At 71.3% G+C, this 18,849-nt stretch carries 12 protein-coding genes; 7 read left to right on the top strand and 5 right to left on the bottom strand.

Annotation, left to right across the window (positions count from 1 at the left end):
• Positions 1 to 12 precede the first annotated feature (12 nt).
• The 7 genes from ABZT06_RS33755 to ABZT06_RS33785 all read left to right on the top strand — a co-directional run bounded on the left by ABZT06_RS33755 (position 13) and on the right by ABZT06_RS33785 (position 9,902).
• Positions 13 to 921, top strand: a complete 909-nt coding sequence (locus ABZT06_RS33755; protein WP_355749678.1) for a 5-dehydro-4-deoxyglucarate dehydratase — start codon at positions 13 to 15, stop codon at positions 919 to 921.
• The gene (locus ABZT06_RS33760; protein ID WP_355749681.1) at positions 918 to 2,171 is read left to right on the top strand and encodes a glucarate dehydratase family protein; all 1,254 of its coding nucleotides are present in this window, start codon (positions 918 to 920) and stop codon (positions 2,169 to 2,171) included. The genes ABZT06_RS33755 and ABZT06_RS33760 overlap by 4 nt, the downstream gene beginning before the upstream one ends.
• Positions 2,172 to 2,271: 100 nt before the next feature.
• Positions 2,272 to 2,889, top strand: coding sequence for a hypothetical protein (locus ABZT06_RS33765; RefSeq protein ID WP_355749684.1), 618 nt, complete (start codon positions 2,272 to 2,274; stop codon positions 2,887 to 2,889).
• A 95-nt stretch (positions 2,890 to 2,984) separates the two neighbouring features.
• Positions 2,985 to 4,028 carry an NAD-dependent epimerase/dehydratase family protein gene (locus tag ABZT06_RS33770; protein ID WP_355749687.1) on the top strand — a complete coding sequence of 348 codons (1,044 nt, stop codon included), beginning with the start codon at positions 2,985 to 2,987 and terminating at the stop codon, positions 4,026 to 4,028.
• A 136-nt stretch (positions 4,029 to 4,164) separates the two neighbouring features.
• Positions 4,165 to 5,829, top strand: a complete 1,665-nt coding sequence (locus ABZT06_RS33775) for an NlpC/P60 family protein (protein ID WP_355749690.1) — start codon at positions 4,165 to 4,167, stop codon at positions 5,827 to 5,829.
• A 194-nt stretch (positions 5,830 to 6,023) separates the two neighbouring features.
• Positions 6,024 to 8,927, top strand: coding sequence for a glycosyl hydrolase 115 family protein (locus tag ABZT06_RS33780; RefSeq protein ID WP_355749912.1), 2,904 nt, complete (start codon positions 6,024 to 6,026; stop codon positions 8,925 to 8,927).
• Positions 8,928 to 9,131: 204 nt separating this feature from the next.
• Positions 9,132 to 9,902 carry a LuxR C-terminal-related transcriptional regulator gene (locus ABZT06_RS33785; protein ID WP_355749693.1) on the top strand — a complete coding sequence of 257 codons (771 nt, stop codon included), beginning with the start codon at positions 9,132 to 9,134 and terminating at the stop codon, positions 9,900 to 9,902.
• Here ABZT06_RS33785 and ABZT06_RS33790 read toward each other — a convergent pair.
• The 5 genes from ABZT06_RS33790 to ABZT06_RS33810 all read right to left on the bottom strand — a co-directional run bounded on the left by ABZT06_RS33790 (position 9,877) and on the right by ABZT06_RS33810 (position 18,501).
• Positions 9,877 to 11,352, bottom strand: a complete 1,476-nt coding sequence (locus ABZT06_RS33790; RefSeq protein ID WP_355749915.1) for an MFS transporter — start codon at positions 11,350 to 11,352, stop codon at positions 9,877 to 9,879. The genes ABZT06_RS33785 and ABZT06_RS33790 overlap by 26 nt on opposite strands.
• Positions 11,353 to 11,459: 107 nt before the next feature.
• Positions 11,460 to 12,905, bottom strand: coding sequence for an alpha-amylase (locus tag ABZT06_RS33795; protein ID WP_355749696.1), 1,446 nt, complete (start codon positions 12,903 to 12,905; stop codon positions 11,460 to 11,462).
• A 58-nt stretch (positions 12,906 to 12,963) separates the two neighbouring features.
• Positions 12,964 to 16,338: a pyruvate carboxylase gene (locus tag ABZT06_RS33800; protein WP_355749699.1), complete on the bottom strand. Its 3,375-nt coding sequence runs from the start codon at positions 16,336 to 16,338 to the stop codon at positions 12,964 to 12,966.
• A 147-nt stretch (positions 16,339 to 16,485) separates the two neighbouring features.
• Complete coding sequence (locus ABZT06_RS33805) at positions 16,486 to 17,274, bottom strand: DUF427 domain-containing protein (protein ID WP_355749702.1); 789 nt, start codon at positions 17,272 to 17,274, stop codon at positions 16,486 to 16,488.
• Between the two features lie 30 nt (positions 17,275 to 17,304).
• A complete protein-coding gene (locus ABZT06_RS33810; protein WP_355749705.1) occupies positions 17,305 to 18,501 on the bottom strand; it encodes a cysteine desulfurase-like protein in 1,197 nt (398 codons plus the stop codon).
• Between the last annotated feature and the right edge of the window lie 348 nt (positions 18,502 to 18,849).

An 18,849-nucleotide genomic window follows, 5' to 3' on the forward strand; every position in this document is an offset into this window, starting at 1 on the left:
TTTGAGGGAGACATGAAGTTCCAAGGAGTGCTGTTCTTCCCGGTGACGCCGTTCGCCGCGGACGGCTCGCTGGACGAGGAACGGCTCGCCCAGCACATCGACAGCGGCGTCGCGGCCGGTGCGGGCGGCGTGTTCGTCGTCTGCGGCACCGGTGAGTTCCACGCGCTGACACCCGACGAGATCGAGCGGGCCACGCGGGTCGCTGTCGAGACGACCGCGGGCCGGGTACCGGTCCTCGCCGCGGCGGGCGGACCCACCCCGGTCGCCCGCGACCACGCGGCCCGTGTCGCCCGGGCGGGCGCCGACGGCATCCTGCTGCTGCCGCCGTACCTGGTGACGGCCCCTCAGCAGGGCCTGGTGCGCTACGTCAAGGAGGTCACCGCCGCGAGCGACCTCCCGGTGATCTTCTACCAGCGCGGCACCGCCCGTCTCACCGAGGGGACGGCGGGCGAGATCGCGGCGCTCCCCAAGGTCGTCGGCCTCAAGGACGGCCTCGGCGACATCGAGCGGATGCACCGCATCGTGCGCGCGGTGCGCGCCGTGCCGGGCACGGAGGACTTCCAGTTCTTCAACGGCCTGCCCACGGCGGAGATGACCGCACCCGCCTATCAGGGCATCGGCGTGCCGCTGTACTCCTCCGCCGTGTTCGCCTTCGCGCCCGAGATCGCCCTCGCCTTCCACCGGGCGCTCGCCGCGGGCGACCGACCGCTGATCGACACGCTCCTCGACGAGTTCTATGGCCCCCTCGTCCAGCTCCGCGACGAGGTACCGGGGTACGCCGTGGCGTTGGTCAAGGCAGGAGTGGCCCTGCGTGGCCTGGACGTGGGTGGCGTACGGGCGCCCCTGGTCGACCCGACGCCGGAGCACATCGCGCGGCTGTCGAAACTCGTCGACCACGGACTGGAGGTGGTCGGCGCATGAGCGACCCGACCCGGATCATGGAGCTGATCGTCACCCCGATCGCCTTCCGCGACCCGCCCCTGCTCAACTCCAACGGCGTGCACGAACCGCTCGCCCTGCGGATCATCCTCCAACTGGTCCTGGAGGACGGCACGGTGGGGCTCGGCGAGTCCCCCGGCGGGGTCGCCCGCCTGGAACGGCTTGAGGCCGCCGCGAAGGTCGTCGTGGGCATGGACGCCTTCGACACCACGGCGGTCGCCGCCGCGATCGACACCGCCCTGCTGCCCACGGTGCCTTCCTCTCACGAACGCGGCTGGACCACCTCCGCCGTGGAGGTGGCCTGCCTGGACGCACAGGGCAAGCTGCTCGACCGCCCGGTCAGCGATCTGCTCGGCGGCACGGTCCGGGACTCGGTGCCGTTCGCCGCGTACCTCTTCTACAAGTGGGCCGAGCACCCGGCCCTGGACGGCCGCGCCGCGGTCGGCGACGAGTGGGGCGAGGCCCTGGATCCGGCCGGCATCGTGGAGCAGGCCCGGCTGATGCAACAGCGGTACGGGTTCAGGTCGTTCAAGCTGAAGGGCGGTGTCTTCCCGCCCGACGAGGAGATCGCCGCGATCAAGGCGCTCGCGGAGGCCTTCCCCGGGCAGCCGCTGCGCCTGGACCCCAACACCGCCTGGACGGTGGAGACGTCGAAGTACGTCGCCCGCGAACTGGACGGCGTCCTGGAGTACCTGGAGGACCCGACCAAGGGCATCGAGGGCATGGCCGCGGTGGCGAAGGACGCGCCGATGCCGCTGGGCACCAACATGTGCGTGATCGCCTGGGAGCACCTCAGGCCCGCGATCGAGCAGGACGCGATCCAGGTGCTGCTGACCGACCACCACTACTGGGGCGGCCTGCGCCGCACCCGTGAACTGGCCGCGGTCTGCGAGGCGTTCGGGCTCGCCCTGTCCATGCACTCCAACTCGCACCTGGGCATCAGCCTGGCCGCCATGACCCACGTGGCCGCGGCGATCCCGAACCTCGACCACTCCTGCGACACGCACTACCCGTGGAACCACGCCGACGACGTGATCCGCCCGGGTGTCCTGGAGTTCCGCGACGGCGAGGTCAAGGTCCCGACGGGCCCCGGCCTCGGGGTCGAACTCGACCACGCCGCCCTGGACCGCCTGCACCGCCTCTACCTCGACTCCGGGGTCCGCAGCCGCGACGACACGGGGTACATGCGACGCTTCCAGCCCGACTACGAACTCAGGCTCCCTCGTTGGTGACAGGACCCCATGAGACAAGGCGCCCGGCGAACCCGGGCGCCTTTTCTTCGCCCCGGCCGAACCGCGCTTGACGCCCGCGCTCGCCGGGTATCGCAGGCGCATGCGGGCGTGGGGAGAGACCGTGTGGGCGGGGCCCCGGTGGGAGAGTGTTCTGCGGCACGTGGTGGAGCGGGTGTCGGCGGGACGCGAGCCGCACCCGTGGTGGATGCCTCGGCGCCTGCTGACCGTGGTGTCGGCGGATGTCGACGACAGCGCCGGAGTCGGGGCGGTGTGGATCGTGTGGCGTCCGCGGTCATCGCGAGCGCTTGAGCACATCGCGCTCCTGGAGTGGTACGGCGAGCGGTGGCGGTATGCCGGGGGCGGCAGCGGCAGCGGAGACGGACCTGTCGACGTGGATGTGCTCGACGTCGAGAACGCCGCGGGCGCCCTCAGCCTCACCCGCGGCCGCGACCTTCCACACTCCGTCGACGCGGCCCCCTGGATCGGTTGCGCCAAGGTGCGACTCGGGCGGGACGTGGGGCACGTTCTCTTCGGAGTCCGCCGGATCGAGGTTCCCGAGCGGCGCACGCTCATCGTCGTGTGGACCTCCCCCCGCACCAGCCGCGGGGTGCGTCCCGTCATCGTGGCCCTGGGCCGCGACGGCGCCGAACTCTCCCGCATCGGCACCCATGACAGCCTCGACACTCACACCTGGGCGCGATTGCGGGAGGAGTTGTAGCCGACCTGCCCCCTGGGGCCTTCGGGGGGCGAGATCCCCTCCCGCTGGTGATCCGCCGGTGTTTCAATGTCACTCCCTGGGTGGAGGAGCGCGGCATGGGCACAGTCCTGGTGACCGGTGGCAGCGGTTTCGTCGGCAGCCATCTGGTACGGCGGCTGCTGGAGCGGGGATACGAGGTGCACGCCACCGTGCGCAGTCTCGCCAACTCGGCGAAGGTGCGCCCGCTGCGGAACATGCAGGCCGAGTTCCCCGGCAGGCTCGCGCTGTTCGAGGCCGACCTCCTCGAGGAGCGCTCCTTCGACGAGGCCATGGCGGGCTGCCGCGTGGTCTTCCATGTGGCCTCGCCGTTCTTCATGCCGGAGAAGATCAAGGACGGCCAGAAGGACATGGTCGACCCGGCCCTGACCGGCACCCGCAATGTCCTGGCCGGCATCGAGCGGACGCCGTCCGTGGAGCGGCTGGTGTTCACCTCCACGGTCGGCGCGATCTTCGGCGACTACTCCGACGTGCGGGACATGGACGGGCAGGTCCTGTCGGAGAAGTACTTCAACACCAGCAGCACGGTGGAGAACAACCCGTATCACTACGCCAAGACGGTCGCCGAGCGCGCGGCCTGGGACGCGGAGGCCGCACAGGACCGCTGGCGCATGGTGTCCGTCAATCCCGGCCTGGTCCTGGGTCCTTCACTCGCGCCCGCCTCCGAGTCCGGCAGCCTCTTCCTCCTGGAGGAGCTTTTCAAGGGCTACTTCTTCTACGGCGCCCCGGACTTCAGCTTCACCACGGTCGACGTCCGTGACGTGGCCGACGCGCATATCGCGGCGGCGGAGAAGCCCGACGCGAACGGCCGTTACATCCTGGCCGCTCAGACCATGACGTCGTTCCACGAGATGTCCCGCATCATCCGCACCCGGTACCCGCGCGGCCTGCGCATCCCGCGTACCGCGCTCCCGCACTGGCCCGTGCGTGTCCTGGGCCCCGCCTTCGGGCTCACCCAGGACTACATCAGCAAGCACCTCGGCATCCGCTTCCGCGTGGACAACGGCCGCAGCGTGAACGAACTGGGCGTCGTCTACCGCCCGGTCGAGGAGACGGTCCTCGACCACTACGAGGCATGGCTCGCACAGCGGGGCAAGCGCTGATCCTCATCGGGAGCCGCGGCCCTACGCGACGAAGGTCACAGTTACATCTCACGCTTTTCACACTTCAATCTTCACGCGAGCCTCACAAGTTGGCTAAGTTGACGGCGAACAGCACGACGGAAGGGGCATGACTTTCATGGCGCCGGATCGAACTTCGCGCAATGGAGGGTCCAGCCTCCCGAGCAAGCGCAACTCCGCCCTCGCGACGGCCGCTATCGCCTCCGCGGCCATCCTCTCGCAGACCGGGAGCGCCTCGGCGGACGAGGCACCGAGCCGTGACGAGGTGAGCCGACGGGTCACCAACCTGTACGACCGGGCCGAGACCGACTCCGGCACCTACAACGCCACGCGCGCGGCCGGCACGGCGTCGAGCACCCGCGGCCGTACGGCTTCGGCGACCGGCGGTGGGCGCAGGACCGACAGCGAACCCGCCCTCGACGACATCGCCAGGCAGTGGTACGGCGCGGCCCGGGCGAAGACGGGACCCATGGTCGAGGCGATCCTGCCCGCCGACCGCGTCGCCGCCCGCCGTGCCGATCCACGGGGCCGGCGCCCCGTGGACGCCCCCACGGCACGCGAGCCGAAGCCGGCTGAACGGCCCGTGCCGGAGTTGACCGCCAGACCCGTACTCGCCCTGCCGAGCGCACCGGACCGGGCACCGACCGCCGCCCTCACCGCCGTCCCGGCCCAGTCGCCCGCATGGGCCCCGGAGCCCGCCCCGCAGGACCTCACCGGCACCGGCGGAATACCCACCGTGGGTGGCTCCCAACTCGCCCCAGGCACCCCCGAGTACGCACCGCAACCCGTCACCGGGGTCCCCGAGTACATCCCGCAACCCGTCACCAGGGTCCCCGAATACATCCCGCAACCCGACACCGCGTTCCCCACGTACACCGCGCAACCCGACCGCGGCATTCCGGAGTACACCGCTCAGGTCGGCACGGGATACCCCGAGTACAGCCCGCAGGCCATCACCACGGGGTTCCCCGACCACACCGGGCAACTCAGCACCGCGCTGCCCGAGTCCACCGCGCTTCCCGAGTACCCGGCACAGAACACCACCGGCTTCGCGGACTACAGCGGCCAGTTCGGCACCGGGCTGCCCGAGTACGCCACGCAGGCCACCACAGGGTTCCCCGAGTACGTAGCAGGGGCCACCGCGGGCTTCCCCCAGTACTCCGCACAACCCACCCCTGGTCACCCGGAGTACTCGGCCCTCACCGCCCCCCTCGCGGCGGTCGTCGCCTCCCCGCCGGTCGACCTCGCCCAGCCCTTCCCGACGGCCCTGACCACCCCGGCGGTCCCCCAGAGCATCCCCGCCATCCCGACCCCCCGCACCCCCGAGCCGGACCGGCAGGCGCCCCAGCCGGCCGCGGCCCCCGTCGCCGCACCCTCGACCCTGGCCGCTGTCCCCGACCTCCCCACCGCCGACCCCGGTTACGACTCGAAGGTCATCCAGGTGCTCGCCTTCGCCCGCTCCCAGATCGGCAAGCCGTGTGTCTGGGGCGCGGCGGGCCCGGGGTCGTACGACAACGCAGGTCTCGTCCAGGCCGCCTGGAAGGTCGCCGGCGTCTCCCTCCCCCGCACCTCCCTCGGCCAGGCGAGCACCGGCACGGCGGTACCGCTGTACGCCATGCAACCCGGCGACCTCGTCTTCTTCCACGACGACTTCAGCCACGTGGGCCTGTGCACCGGCAACGGCATGATGATCCACGCGCCGGGCCCGGGGTCCTCGATCCGCGAGGAGTCGATCTACCCGACCGGCGAGTCGATCATCCGCGGCGCGATACGACCCGCCTGACGCGCCCCGCGTTCGCCCCGTCACCGCCGCCGGACGACAACACGGCACGACACTCCCTTCACGCACGCCTCTGGACGCCCCGTGAACACCTCGCCTAGGGTTCCCGAGAAAGCGCTTTCTGGCCTGACCATGCCAACCTGGGAGTGCGTCTCGTGCCGCACCAGCAATGGACCCGCAAGTCCTTCCTCCAGGGAATGGCCGCCGTCGGCGCGGCCCCCTTCCTCCCCGTCCTGATCCCGGCGAGCGCCCACGCGGCCTCGTCGGGCCGTCCCGACTTCCCGCTGGCGACGGGAGGCACGGCCGTCGCCGTCTTCGTGGACACGGCGGACGACCCGGCCGTCGTCCGCGCCGTCGGCGACCTCCAGGCGGACGTCGAACGCGTCTGCGGAACCCGCCCCGAGCTGCTGCGCACGCTCCCCCGCAGCGCCCCGCTGCTCGTCCTGGTGGGCACCCTCGGCGCGAGCCCCGCCATCGACCGCCTCGCCGCCCAGGGCCGCCTGGACGTCTCCCGGGTGAAGGGCCGCTGGGAGGCGTCCGTGACCCAGGTGATCGAGCGTCCCCTGCCCGGCGTCGACCGCGCCCTGGTGATCGCGGGCAGCGACCGGCGCGGCACCGTCTACGGGATCTACGACACCTCGGAGCGCATCGGCGTCTCCCCCTGGTACTGGTGGGCCGACGTCCCCGTCGAGCGCCACGACACGGTGACCGTCCCCGCAGGGCCCTTCATCCGCCACGAACCCTCGGTCCGCTACCGCGGCATCTTCATCAACGATGAGCAGAACCTGACCACTTGGTCCCACCGCACCCAGGAGACCGACAAGAACATCGGCCCGGAGACCTACAAGCGCGTCTTCGAACTGCTGCTGCGCCTCAAGGCCAACTACCTGTGGCCGGCGATGCATCCGTACTCCGACTTCTTCAACAAGTACCGGGAGAACCCCGAACTAGCCGACCGCTACGGCATCGTCGTCGGCTCCAGCCACCCCGAGGCCCTGCTGCGCAACGGCGTCCACGAGTGGGAGCCGTGGATCGCGGAGCACCCGAACCCCGACGGCAGCGCGCCAGTGTACGACTACACGGTCAATCCCGCGGTCATCTCCGACTACTGGAGAGCCCGGGCGAGACAGAACGCCGCGTACGAGAGCAGCTGGACGCTCGGCATGCGCGGCCTGCACGACAGCGCGCTGGAGACGAGGAACGCCACCACGATCCCGGAGAAGGTCGTGGTGATGAACGACATCATCGCCGACCAGCGACGCATCCTCGCCGAGGAGGTCGGGGCCGCGGCCGAGCCGCAGATCTTCATTCCGTACAAGGAGGTCCTGGACCTGTACAACGCGGGCGTCCAGGTCCCCGACGACGTCACGCTGATCTGGCCGGACGACAACCACGGCAACATGCGCCAGCTGCCGAACGAGTCGGAGCGGGCGCGTCCGGGCGGCAACGGGATCTACTACCACCTCTCCTACTGGGGCCGGCCGAAGAGCTATCTGTGGCTGGACACGACCCAGGTGGCCAAGGTGTGGCAGGAGCTCAGGCGGGTGTACGAGCACGGCACCGACCGTATGTGGATCTTCAATGTCGGTGACCTCAAGTCGATCGAGACCGGCCTGTCCTTCGCGATGGACATGGCCTGGGACGTGGATCGTCGGGAAGCCGACGAGGCCGACGGCTTCCTCGCCGAGTGGGCCGGGAAGCAGTTCGGGCGGCGCCACGCCCGTGAGATCGCCGCGATCCGCACGGAGTACTACCGGCTCGCCGGGGAACTGCGGCCGGAGTTCATCGCCCCTGGCCTGGTGTCCGTCGTCCACCACGGCGACGAGGCGGGGCGCCGGATGGCGGCGTACGACCAACTCCTCGCCCGGGTCCGGGCGGTGGGTGCCGAACTTCCTGAGGCGTACCGGGACGCCTTCTACGAGCTGGTCGAATACCCGGTGCACGGGGCCTACTTGATGAACCTGAAGTACTACTGGGCGGACCGCAACGCGCTCGCCGCCCGGCAGGGCCGCGGGGCCGGCACCAACCGTTTCGCGGACCTCGCGCTGGCCGCGCACACGGCGGAGGCGGCGCTCACCAGCCGGTACAACACCGAGGTGGCGGGCGGGAAATGGGACGGGATCGTCAACCCGTATCCGTCCCAGATCCCGAAGGCTCCGGGCCGCCCGGCCGTCGCCAGGGTGACCCGGCAGGAAACCTCGGGGCTCGGAGTGGCGGCCGAGGGGAACGAGACCGGGACGGCCCGGCCGCTGTCGTTCTCCTCGTACACCCGCGACCGGCTCTTCGTCGACGTCTTCAACACCGGTTTCCTGCCCCTGGACTGGTCGGCCGAGGCCAGTCACCCCTGGGTGGTGCTCAGTACCTCGGGGGGCTCGCTGACCGAGCAGCGGCGGGTGTGGGTGGAGATCGACTGGGAGCGCGCCCCCGAGGGCGCCCAGGAGGCAGCGGTCGTCTTCACGGGCGGCGGGCAGCGCTACGACGTGCCGCTCCGGGTGGTCAACGGGCGCAGACGGGCCCGTGGTTACGTCGAGGCCCACGGTTACGTGTCGATCGACGCCGCGCACGCCGACCGGAGGGTGGAGCGCGGTGGCTGCCGCTGGCGGACCGTGCGCGGACTCGGACGTCGTACCGGAGCCGTCGAGGCCGTTCCTTCCACGGCGGCTCCGATCACCGGTGACTTCGCGTCCCGGGCCCCGGAGTTGAGGTACCGGGTGCGGTTCGGCAGCACCGGGACCTTCCCTGTCACCGTCTTCCGGCTGCCCTCACTGGACGAGCGCGGGTTGCGGCGGGTGGCCGTCGGGCTCGACGACCAGCCGGTGACCGTCCTGTCCGGGCAGGCCGTCGCGACCGGCAACCGCGGGGACGCCTGGGCCCGCCAGGTGGAGGACGGGGTCGAGCGGCTGACCGCCACCGTGACGGTCGCCGAGGCCGGGGAGCACGTGCTGCGGATCTTCATGGTCGATCCGGCGATCGCCGTGGACCAGATCGTGATCGACACCGGCGGGCTGCCCGCCACCTATCTCGCGCCGCCGGAGAGCTACCACCCGGTGTTCAACCCGGAGCCCGCGCCCGGCCCGGGTCTGGAGGCGCCGGACCAGTAGCCGAAGCCTCGTGCGGGCCGCCGGTCCCCCGTGCCGGCGGCCCGCACAGTCGCGGCCGGCGCTGCCGTCCCGCAGGGGAACAGGCGTATCCGACGGGCCGCCCTCCCCCCACTGCGGCCCGCCGGAGCTTCGATGTGCTGGAGTACATCCGAGAACGTCGATGGTGCTCGGATGAAGTGTGGGTCAGCGAGGTACTGGGCCGGTATGGGTACAACTGCGTATGAGCGGATGCTGTCGGTCGCCGTGGCCGCGCTTCACGAACGCGACCCTGAACGCCTGTGGCCCCTGCTGGCGGCCGAACTGCCGGTCCTGTGCGGTGGCGACGCCCTGATCTACAAGCTGGACAACTGGAACGAGAGCGAGGGCACGCTCGGGCTGTCCCCCGGCGCCGACGCGGAGTTCGGCTCGCTCGGCGAAGAGGAGACCGTACTGCTGCGCGCGGGTTACCCGTTGGCGGGCCACTACGCGGGCGGAGCGGACCGGACGCCGGTCACGGCCCGCCGACTGGCCGGCCGTGCCTGGCCCGGGAGCCCGACCGCGCGGTTGCTCGACGACCTCCTGGACGTCGATCACGTGCTGGGGATCCCGCTGCCGCAGTCGACCACTCCGGTCACCGGGTGCATGGTGTACCGCTCGGGGCGGGACTTCAGCGACGACGAGCTGCGTCTGGCCGAGCGGTTGCAGCCCCTGCTGGCCGCCGTCGAGCAGCAGCGCCAGCTTCTGCGGCGGCTCGTCGCCCCTTCCGAGGAGGCCGCCGACCTGGCCCTCACGCCCCGGGAGACGACCGTGCTGGTCCTGCTCGGCGACGCCCTGACCGCCGTGTCGATAGGCCGCAGGCTCGGGATATCCGAGCGTACGGTCCACAAGCACATCGCGAACATCTACCGGAAGCTCGGCACCCGCGACCGCGTCAGCACGGTGCTGCAGGCCCAGCGGCTCGGGCTCGTCCCTACGGCAGCGGCGGGCCGCCCTTGAGGCGTTCCAGGTCGGAGGGGCGGACCTGGATGACCACGACAGCGATGAGCGCGGCGATCACCGCGAAGATCGCGGCCACGACGAAGGCGGCCGAGACACCGGCGGTCAGGACCTCGTCGCCCCAGGAGCCCGGGAGCAGACCGGTGCGGGCGAAGAGGCGGCGCTCGGCCGGGGTGGCCTGGGCGAGGTAGAGCGGGACCTGCTTCTCCGCCTCGTTGGTGCTGGCTGTGCCGAACATCGTGACCAGGATGGACAGTCCGAGCGACCCGCCCACCTGCTGGGTGGCGTTGAGGAGCCCGGAGGCCGCGCCGGTCTCCTCGGTGGGCACGTTGGACAGCGCCATCAGGGTCAGGGACACGAACTCCATGCCCATGCCGAGACCGAAGACGAGCATCGGCCCGAGGACACTGCCCGCGTAGGTGGAGTGGACGTCGGTCAGGGTCAGCCAGGCCAGCCCGGCCGCCGCGAGGATCGCGCCGCCCACCATGAAGGGCTTCGGCCCGTACACGGGCAGGAACCGCGAGGCGAGGCCGGCACCCACCGCGATGACCGCGCTGACCGGCAGGAACGCGAACCCGGTGGCCAGCGGGCTGAAGTCGAGCACGTTCTGGGTGAAGAGGGTCAGGAAGAAGAACATGCCGAAGATCGCGGCCGCGAGGCACAGCATGATGCCGTAGGTGCCCGCGCGGTTGCGGTCGGCGAACATGTGCAGCGGGGTGATCGGCTGCCGGGAACGCTTCTCGATCAGCACGAACACCACGAGGAGGACGACCGCGGCGGCGAACGAACCCAGGGTGAGCGCGTCCCGCCAGCCCTCCTGGGCGGCCCGGATGAAGCCGTACACCAGCAGCACCATGCCCGCGGTGGCGGTCAGCGCTCCGGCGATGTCGAAGTTGCCGGGATGCCGCTCGGACTCGCGGATATAGCGGGGCGTGGCGAGCGCGATGAGCACTCCGATGGGGACGTTGACGAACAGCACCCACCGCCAGTTGAGCCACTCGACGAGCACTCCCCCGGCCAGCAGCCCGATCGCGCCGCCGCCTGCCGAGACCGCGGCGAAGACGCCGAACGCCCGGTTGCGCTCGGGCCCTTCACGGAAGGTGGTGCTGACCAGGGAGAGGGCGGTCGGGGACGCGATGGCGCCGCCGACGCCCTGGAGGGCACGCGCGGCGAGGAGTTGGCCCTCGTTCTGGGCGAGGCCGCCGAGCAGCGAGGCGAGCACGAACAGCAGCACCCCGCAGACGAACATGCGGCGTCTGCCGAGGATGTCGCCGGTCCGCCCGCCGAGCAGCAGCAGCCCGCCGAAGGTGAGGGTGTACGCGTTGACCACCCAGGCCAGGCTGGTGGTGGAGAAGTCCAGGGAGCGCTGGATGTCCGGGAGCGCGATGTTCACGATGGTGATGTCGAGCACCACCATGAGCTGGCAGGACGCGATGACCAGCAGCGCCATGGCGTTTCCACCGCCGCCGGAGTCCGGTGGGGTGGTCCGTGGTGCAGAACTCGCCTGCGGGTCGCTGCTCATGGTCTCCGTACGACCGTACGCCGCCGCTGCGGCCGTCACCACTTGAGCACGTGGCATTCCCAGCCTTCGAGGGACACGAACAGACCGGAGTCGGCCAGTTCGTCTCCGTCACGGTCGTACAGCGCGCCGGTGAGCAGATCGGCCGCACGGCAGGCGCGGCCCCTCAGGTCGTCCCACTGCAGGGGCAGTCTCGCCCGGGCCGGGGTGTCGGAGTAGTTGACGACGACCAGGTGACGGGTGCCGGTGTCTGTCCAGGTCCAGGCGAGCAGATGGCGGTGGGTGTCGTCGTACGGCAGGCCCGTCGGGGTCACCGGGCGCCAGTCGCCCCGGCGTACCGAGGCGGCGGCAGGCAGCAGCCTGGCGTAGAAGTCGCGCAGGAGCTCGTCGACGGGCTCCTGCGGCCTGCGCCTCAGGAACACCGGTGGCCGTACCCGGCGGCCCTCGAACTGGCCCTCGTGCCAAAGCGTGGCGCCCGGCAGGGTCGCCACGGCCACGGCCGCCGCCCGTCCCCGGTCGCCGGGCAGGCCGGCGGCGGCCCGTGGCTCGTCGTGGTTCTCCAGGAAGCGGACGAGACCGCGCTGGTAGCCCGGGTCGGCGCTCAGGTGGGCGCGGACGGAGCCGGCGTCCTCGTGCAGCAGACGGTCGTAAAGGCGCTTGTCGTAGCAGTGGTCGAAGCCCTGTTGCTGGAGGGGCCCTTCGAGGTCCCAGTAGGCCTCGGCGACGAACAGGAGGTCCGGGTGGCGGGCCCTGACGCGCGGGATGACGTACGGCCAGAAGTCCTCGGCCGGTGCCGTGCCCGCCCGGTCTCCCCAGGTCCTGCCGAAGACGTCGTTCATCAGCAGCATGGCCATGTCGCAGCGCACGCCGTCGGCCTGGTCGCCGATGGACACCAGCGTCGCGACGGTCGCCTCCCGGAGTGCGTCGGAGAACGCGTTCAGCTGCACGACGTCGGGCCAGGGCGGGAAGTACGGGTCGCGACCACGGGCGAAGATCCGTCCCCCGGCCTCGACGAAGTCGGCCGGAGCGCGGGCCAGGTCGTCGGCGGTGCCCTGGAGGAGACAGTCGGGGTCCGAGGTGAGCCAAGGGTGGTCCGGGGCCACGTGGTTGGGGACGTGGTCGAGAATCAACCACAGTCCCCGCGCCGCCAGTTGGGCGCGGGCGGCGGCCAGTCCGTCGGGCCCGCCGAGGGAGGCGTCCACGACGTAGTCGCGTACGCAGTACGGCGATCCGGCGATGTCCGCCTCGGTGACGTCGGGCAGGGCCTCACGGAAGGAGGCCATGAGCCCTTGGTCGCGCAGGGCGATCTCCCGCCCGGCCGGGCTGCGTTCCCAGACGCCCATCAGCCACACGGTGTCGACGCCGGGCGGCGCGACGGAGTCCCAGACCTCGCCGGGCACGTCACCGAGGGTGACGGGACGGCCGTAGCGGTGGCTCAACTCGCCCAGCCAGACGAGGGTGTTGATCTCGTGGACCACTGTCATGACAAGGGCTCCTCCCTGTCACCGCCCGGCCGCGGGACTCCGTCGATCGCGTTCCTGCTCAGGCGATCTCGACCAGCAGGTCACCGCCCTCCACCTGCTGGATCTTGTTGATGGCGAGGCGGGAGACCCGGCCGGCCTTCGCGGCGGTGATCGAGGCCTCCATCTTCATGGCCTCGATGGTGGCCACGGTGGCTCCGGCCGCCACCTCGTCGCCCTCGTTCACGGCGAGGGTGACCACGCCTGCGAACGGTGCGGCGACATGGCCGGGGTCGGAGCGGTCGGCCTTCTCGGTGGTCGGGATGTCGGAGGAGGCCGCGAGGTCGCGGATCTGGATGGGCCGCAACTGGCCGTTGAGCGTGGACATCACCGTGCGCATGCCCCGCTCGTCGGCCTCGCCGATCGCCTCCAGCGCGATGAGGAGCCGGACACCGGGTTCCAGGTCGACGGCGTACTCCTTGCCCGGGCGAAGGCCGTAGAAGAAGTCCTTGCTGTCCAGGACGCTGGTGTCGCCGTAGGACTGACGGTGTGTCTCGAACTCGCGGGTCGGGGCGGGGAACAGGAGCCGGTTGAGGGTCGAGCGGCGGTCCTTCTCCAGGCCGGTGCGGTCCTCGGCGTTCAGTTCCTGGACGGGCTTGGCGTCGGCGCGGCCCTGCAGTGCCTTGGTGCGGAAGGGCTCGGGCCAGCCGCCGGGCGGGGTGCCGAGCTCACCGCGCAGGAAGCCGATGACGGAGTCGGGGATGTCGAAGCGGTCCGGGGTCTCCTCGAACTCCTTGGGGGTGACCCCGGCGCCGACCAGGTGCAGGGCGAGGTCGCCGACCACCTTGGAGGACGGGGTGACCTTGACCAGGTGGCCGAGAATGCGGTCGGCGGCGGCGTACATCGCCTCGATGTCCTCGAAGCGGTCGCCGAGGCCGAGGGCGACGGCCTGGGTGCGCAGGTTGGAGAGCTGGCCGCCGGGGATCTCGTGGTCGTAGACGCGCCCGGTCGGGGAGGCGAGGCCCGCCTCGAAGGGGGCGTAGATCTTGCGGACGCTCTCCCAGTACGGCTCCAGGTCGCCGACGGCCCTGAGGTCGAGGCCGGTCGGGCGGTCGGAGTGGTCGGTCGCGGCGACGATCGCGGACAGGGAGGGCTGCGAGGTCGTACCGGCCATGGAGGCGACGGCACCGTCCACGGCGTCGGCGCCCGCCTGGATCGCGGCCAGGTAGGTGGCGAGCTGGCCGCCCGCGGTGTCGTGGGTGTGGATGTGCACCGGCAGGTCGAACTCGCGGCGCAGGGCCGAGACGAGCTTCGCGGCGGCGGGGGCGCGCAGCAGGCCCGCCATGTCCTTGACGGCCAGGACGTGGGCGCCCGCGTCCACGATCTGCTCGGCGAGGCGCAGGTAGTAGTCGAGGGTGTAGAGGCGCTCGTTCGGGTCGGACAGGTCCGAGGTGTAGCAGAGGGCGACCTCGGCGATGGACGTGCCGGTGGCGCGTACCGCCTCGATGGCGGGGCGCATCTGGCTGACGTCGTTGAGGGCGTCGAAGATGCGGAAGATGTCGATGCCGGTCTCGGCGGCCTCCTGTACGAAGGCGTCGGTCACCTCGGTCGGGTACGGGGTGTAGCCGACGGTGTTGCGGCCGCGCAGCAGCATCTGGAGGCAGATGTTGGGGACGGCCTCGCGCAGGGCGGCCAGGCGCTCCCAGGGGTCCTCGGCGAGGAAGCGCAGGGCGACGTCGTAGGTGGCACCGCCCCAGCACTCCAGGGAGAGCAGCTCGGGCAGGGTGCGGGCGACCGCCGGGGCGACGGCGAGCATGTCCTTGGTACGCACACGTGTGGCCAGCAGCGACTGGTGGGCGTCGCGGAACGTGGTGTCGGTGACGCCGATGGTCGGCGACTCGCGCAGCCACCGGGCGAAGCCCTCGGGGCCCAGCTCGGTGAGCTTCTGCTTGGAGCCCGCGGGCGGCTCGATGTCCGGGGTCCTGGGCAGCTTGGAGACGGGCTCGATCGAGTCGGGCCGCTCGCCGTGCGGCTTGTTGACCGTCACGTCGGCGAGGTAGGTGAGCAACTTCGTGCCCCGGTCGGCGGAGTGACGGGCCGTCAGCAGGTGCGGGCGCTGCTCGATGAACGACGTGGTGACGTTGCCCGCCTGGAAGTCCGGGTCGTCGAGGACGGCCTGGAGGAACGGGATGTTGGTGGCCACTCCGCGGATGCGGAACTCGGCGACGGCGCGCCGGGCCCGGTTGACCGCGGTGGTGAAGTCCCGGCCCCGGCAGGAGAGCTTGACCAGCATCGAGTCGAAGTGGGCGCTGATCTCCGTACCGGCGTGGGTGGTGCCGCCGTCGAGGCGGATTCCGGAGCCGCCGGGCGAGCGGTAGGCGCTGATGCGGCCGGTGTCCGGGCGGAAGCCGTTGGCGGGGTCCTCGGTGGTGATACGGCACTGGAGGGCGGCGCCGTGGAGCCGGATCGCCTCCTGGGAGAGGCCGAGGTCGGCGAGGGTGGCGCCGGCGGCGATGCGCAGCTGGGCCTGGACGAGGTCGACGTCGGTGACCTCCTCGGTGACCGTGTGTTCGACCTGGATGCGGGGGTTCATCTCGATGAAGACGTGGTTGCCCTCGCGGTCGAGGAGGAACTCCACGGTGCCCGCGTTGCGGTAGCCGATCTCGCGGGCGAAGCGGACGGCGTCGGCGCAGATGCGGTCGCGCAGGTCCGGATCGAGGTTGGGGGCCGGGGCGAGCTCGATGACCTTCTGGTGGCGGCGCTGCACCGAGCAGTCACGCTCGTAGAGGTGGATGACGTTGCCCTGCCCGTCGGCGAGGATCTGCACCTCGATGTGGCGGGGCTCCACTACGGCCTTCTCCAGGAAGACGGTCGAGTCGCCGAAGGCCGAGGCCGCCTCACGCGCCGCCGCCTCGATGGACTCCCGCAACTGGGCGGGGTCCTCGACCCGGCGCATACCGCGCCCGCCGCCACCGGCGACCGCCTTCACGAACACCGGGAAGCCGACGTCCTCGGCGGCCCTGACCAGCTCGTCCACGTCCGTCGAGGGCGCCGAGGAACCCAGGACCGGCACGCCCGCGGCGCGGGCGGCGGCGACCGCGCGGGCCTTGTTGCCGGTCAGTTCGAGGATGTCGGCACTGGGGCCGACGAAGGTGATGCCCGCTTCCTCGCAGGCGCGCGCGAGCTCGGGGTTCTCGGAGAGGAACCCGTAGCCGGGGTAGACGGCGTCGGCGCCGGCCTGGCGGGCGGCACGGATGATCTCGTCGACGGAGAGGTAGGCCCGCACGGGATGGCCCGGTTCGCCGATCTCGTAGGCCTCGTCGGCTTTGAGTCGGTGCAGTGAGTTGCGGTCCTCGTGGGGGAAGACGGCGACCGTCCTCGCGCCCACCTCGTAACCCGCGCGAAAAGCGCGGATCGCGATCTCACCACGGTTGGCGACCAGTACCTTGCGGAGCATTCCCGATCCCTTCGGCCTGCCGGTGACGCCCCCATGTTCTCGGCAAAGGAGGCCGGTGGCCATGAGAGTCAGGTCACGTGTCGCGGACGGTTTGGGGAAGATCCCCGCAGGTACAGCGGTTGTACGGCGCCGTACGGTCAGCCGTGATCACTGCACCGTCCCGGTGAAAGGGGTGACCGGCCGTTCCAGGCGCTGCCCGTCCACGGTGATGTCGACGGCCTCGTTGAAGAACGCGAGGAGTCCCTTGACGGCACCCACGGCGGGGAGCGGGTCCGGGTAGCTCCAGACGATGTTTGCGTGTCCGCCCACCGACCAGTACGCGGCTGTGCCCTTGTAGGGGCAGCCGGTGTGGTGGTCGGTGGCTTCGAGGAGGTCGAGGCGGACGTCCTCGCGCGGGAGGTAGTACCGGGTGGGCAGGCCCGTCTCGAAGAGCAGGACGGGGTGGCGGGTGTCGGCGACGAGCGTCCCGTCGATCTCGACCTGGACATGGCGGCTGCTGGGCATGGCGTCGACGCGTTTGTGCGGGTCACGGGGGTGGATGAAGATCTCTTCCTCCTCCTCGTACCAGTGGTCGAGGCCGGTCCCCCAGCGCCGGAACCACGCGAAGGCGATGTGGCCGGCGAGGTCGGCGGCCGGGAAGGTCCAGGCGGCGTTCTCGACCAGCTCCCCGTCGACCTCGAGGTCGTAGAAGACCTGTGACCCGGTGTGGCTGCCGGTCTGCGGGTTCTTCGCGGGGCGGAGCAGGTCCTCGCGGACGTCGGCGCGCGGGAAGGCGTACAGCGGCACGGGTACGTCGGGCTCCCAGACGAGGACGGGGTGCCGGCTGTCGACGACCGTGACGTCTCCCTTGCGGCCGCGTACCCAGCGCTCGCTGGGCTCCCACAGCAGGCCCTCCGGGGTGGTCCGTACGTCTCGTGCGGTGGGGAACGTGGTCATGGCGGCTCTCCCTTCACCTCTTCGGGAAGTTCACCTCTTCAGGAAGTCTGCCAGTCCCGTCAGGAGCCGGTCGACGTCCTGCGTGTCGTTGTAGGGGGCGAGGCCGACGCGCAGGCCGCCGGTGTCGCCGAGGCCGAGGTGGCGGGAGGCCTCGACGGCGTAGAAGGAGCCGGCCGGGGCCTGGACTCCGCGCTCGGCGAGGAAGCGGTACGCGTCGGCCGTGCTGTGGTTCTCGAAGGTCAGCAGAACGGTCGGAGTGCGGTCGGCGGCCCTGGAGTGGACGATGACGCCGTCGAGCGCGGCCAGCCCCTGGTCGATCTGTGCGCGCAGGACCTGTTCGTGCGCTTCGAGGGCGGTGTACCCGGCGGTCAGCCGCTCGCGTCGGCTGCCGGTGGCCCCCGGGTCCAGCCGTTCGGCGAGGAAGTCGACCGCGGCTGTCGTGCCGGCGAGGAACTCGTAGGGCAGCGTGCCCAGTTCGAAGCGCTCCGGGACGGTGTCGGTGGAGGGCAGGAGTTTGTCCGGGCGCAGGGTCTGAAGCAACTCCGGGCGGGCGGCGAGGACTCCGTGGTGCGGGCCGAGGAACTTGTACGGGGAGCAGGTGTAGAAGTCCGCGCCCAGCTCCTCCAGGTCCACGAGGGAGTGGGCGGTGTGGTGGACGCCGTCCACGTGGAGGAGGGCGCCGACCTCGTGGGCCGCCCGGGCGATCGCCGGGATGTCGGGGCGGGTGCCGATCAGGTTGGAGGCAGCCGTGACGGCGACGAGCCGGGTGCGCTCGGACAGCACGGACCGGATGGCGTCGACGGTCAACTCCCCTGTCTTCGGGTCGAATTCCGCCCAGCGCACGGTGGCGCCGGACTGGACCCAGGGTCGGATGTTGGCGTCGTGGTCGAGGCGGGTGACGACCACCTCGTCGCCGGGCGACCAGGTTTTGGCGAGGGTGCGCGCGAAGTCGTAGGTGAGCTGGGTTGCGCTGCGGCCGAAGACGATCCCCGCCGGGTCCGCCCCGAGCAGGTCGGCCATGGCCCGGCGCGCCTCGGTGACGATCCGCTCGGCGTTGCGCTCCCCCAGCGTGATCCGTCCCCGGTTCGACAGGGGCTGTGCGAGGGCGTCCGCGATGGCCCGGATGACGGGCTCGGGGGTCTGGGTGCCACCGGGACCGTCGAAGTGGGCGACTCCGGCGGCCAGGGCCGGGAAGCAGGAGCGGAGGGCGGTGATGTCGTACGGCACGTGGGGCTCCTCGGTCCGGCCGGTCGCGATGATCTCAGCGTGTCATGCCAGGCGCAGGGCCTCGCGGTGGGCCCGGTTCGCGGCCATCGGCCCGCCGAGGCGGCCGGCACGGGCCCGGACGAACTCGACCGAAGCACGCAGTGCCGGGAGGGCCCCGCACCGGAACGAAGGGCGGGGCCACGGTGGGGTCCGGCCGTCGCGCTGATCCAAGGTGTGACGCCGGGCCACAGGATCTCGCCGTGGACCCGTTCGTGGCCATCAGCCCCCCGAGGCAGGCGGTACGAGCCCGGACGAACTCGACCGAAGCACGCAGTGCCGGGAGGCCCCGCACGGGAACGAAGCGTGGGG

It is taken from the genome of Streptomyces sp. NPDC005483 (assembly GCF_040606035.1).
Classification (GTDB): Bacteria; Actinomycetota; Actinomycetes; order Streptomycetales; family Streptomycetaceae; genus Streptomyces.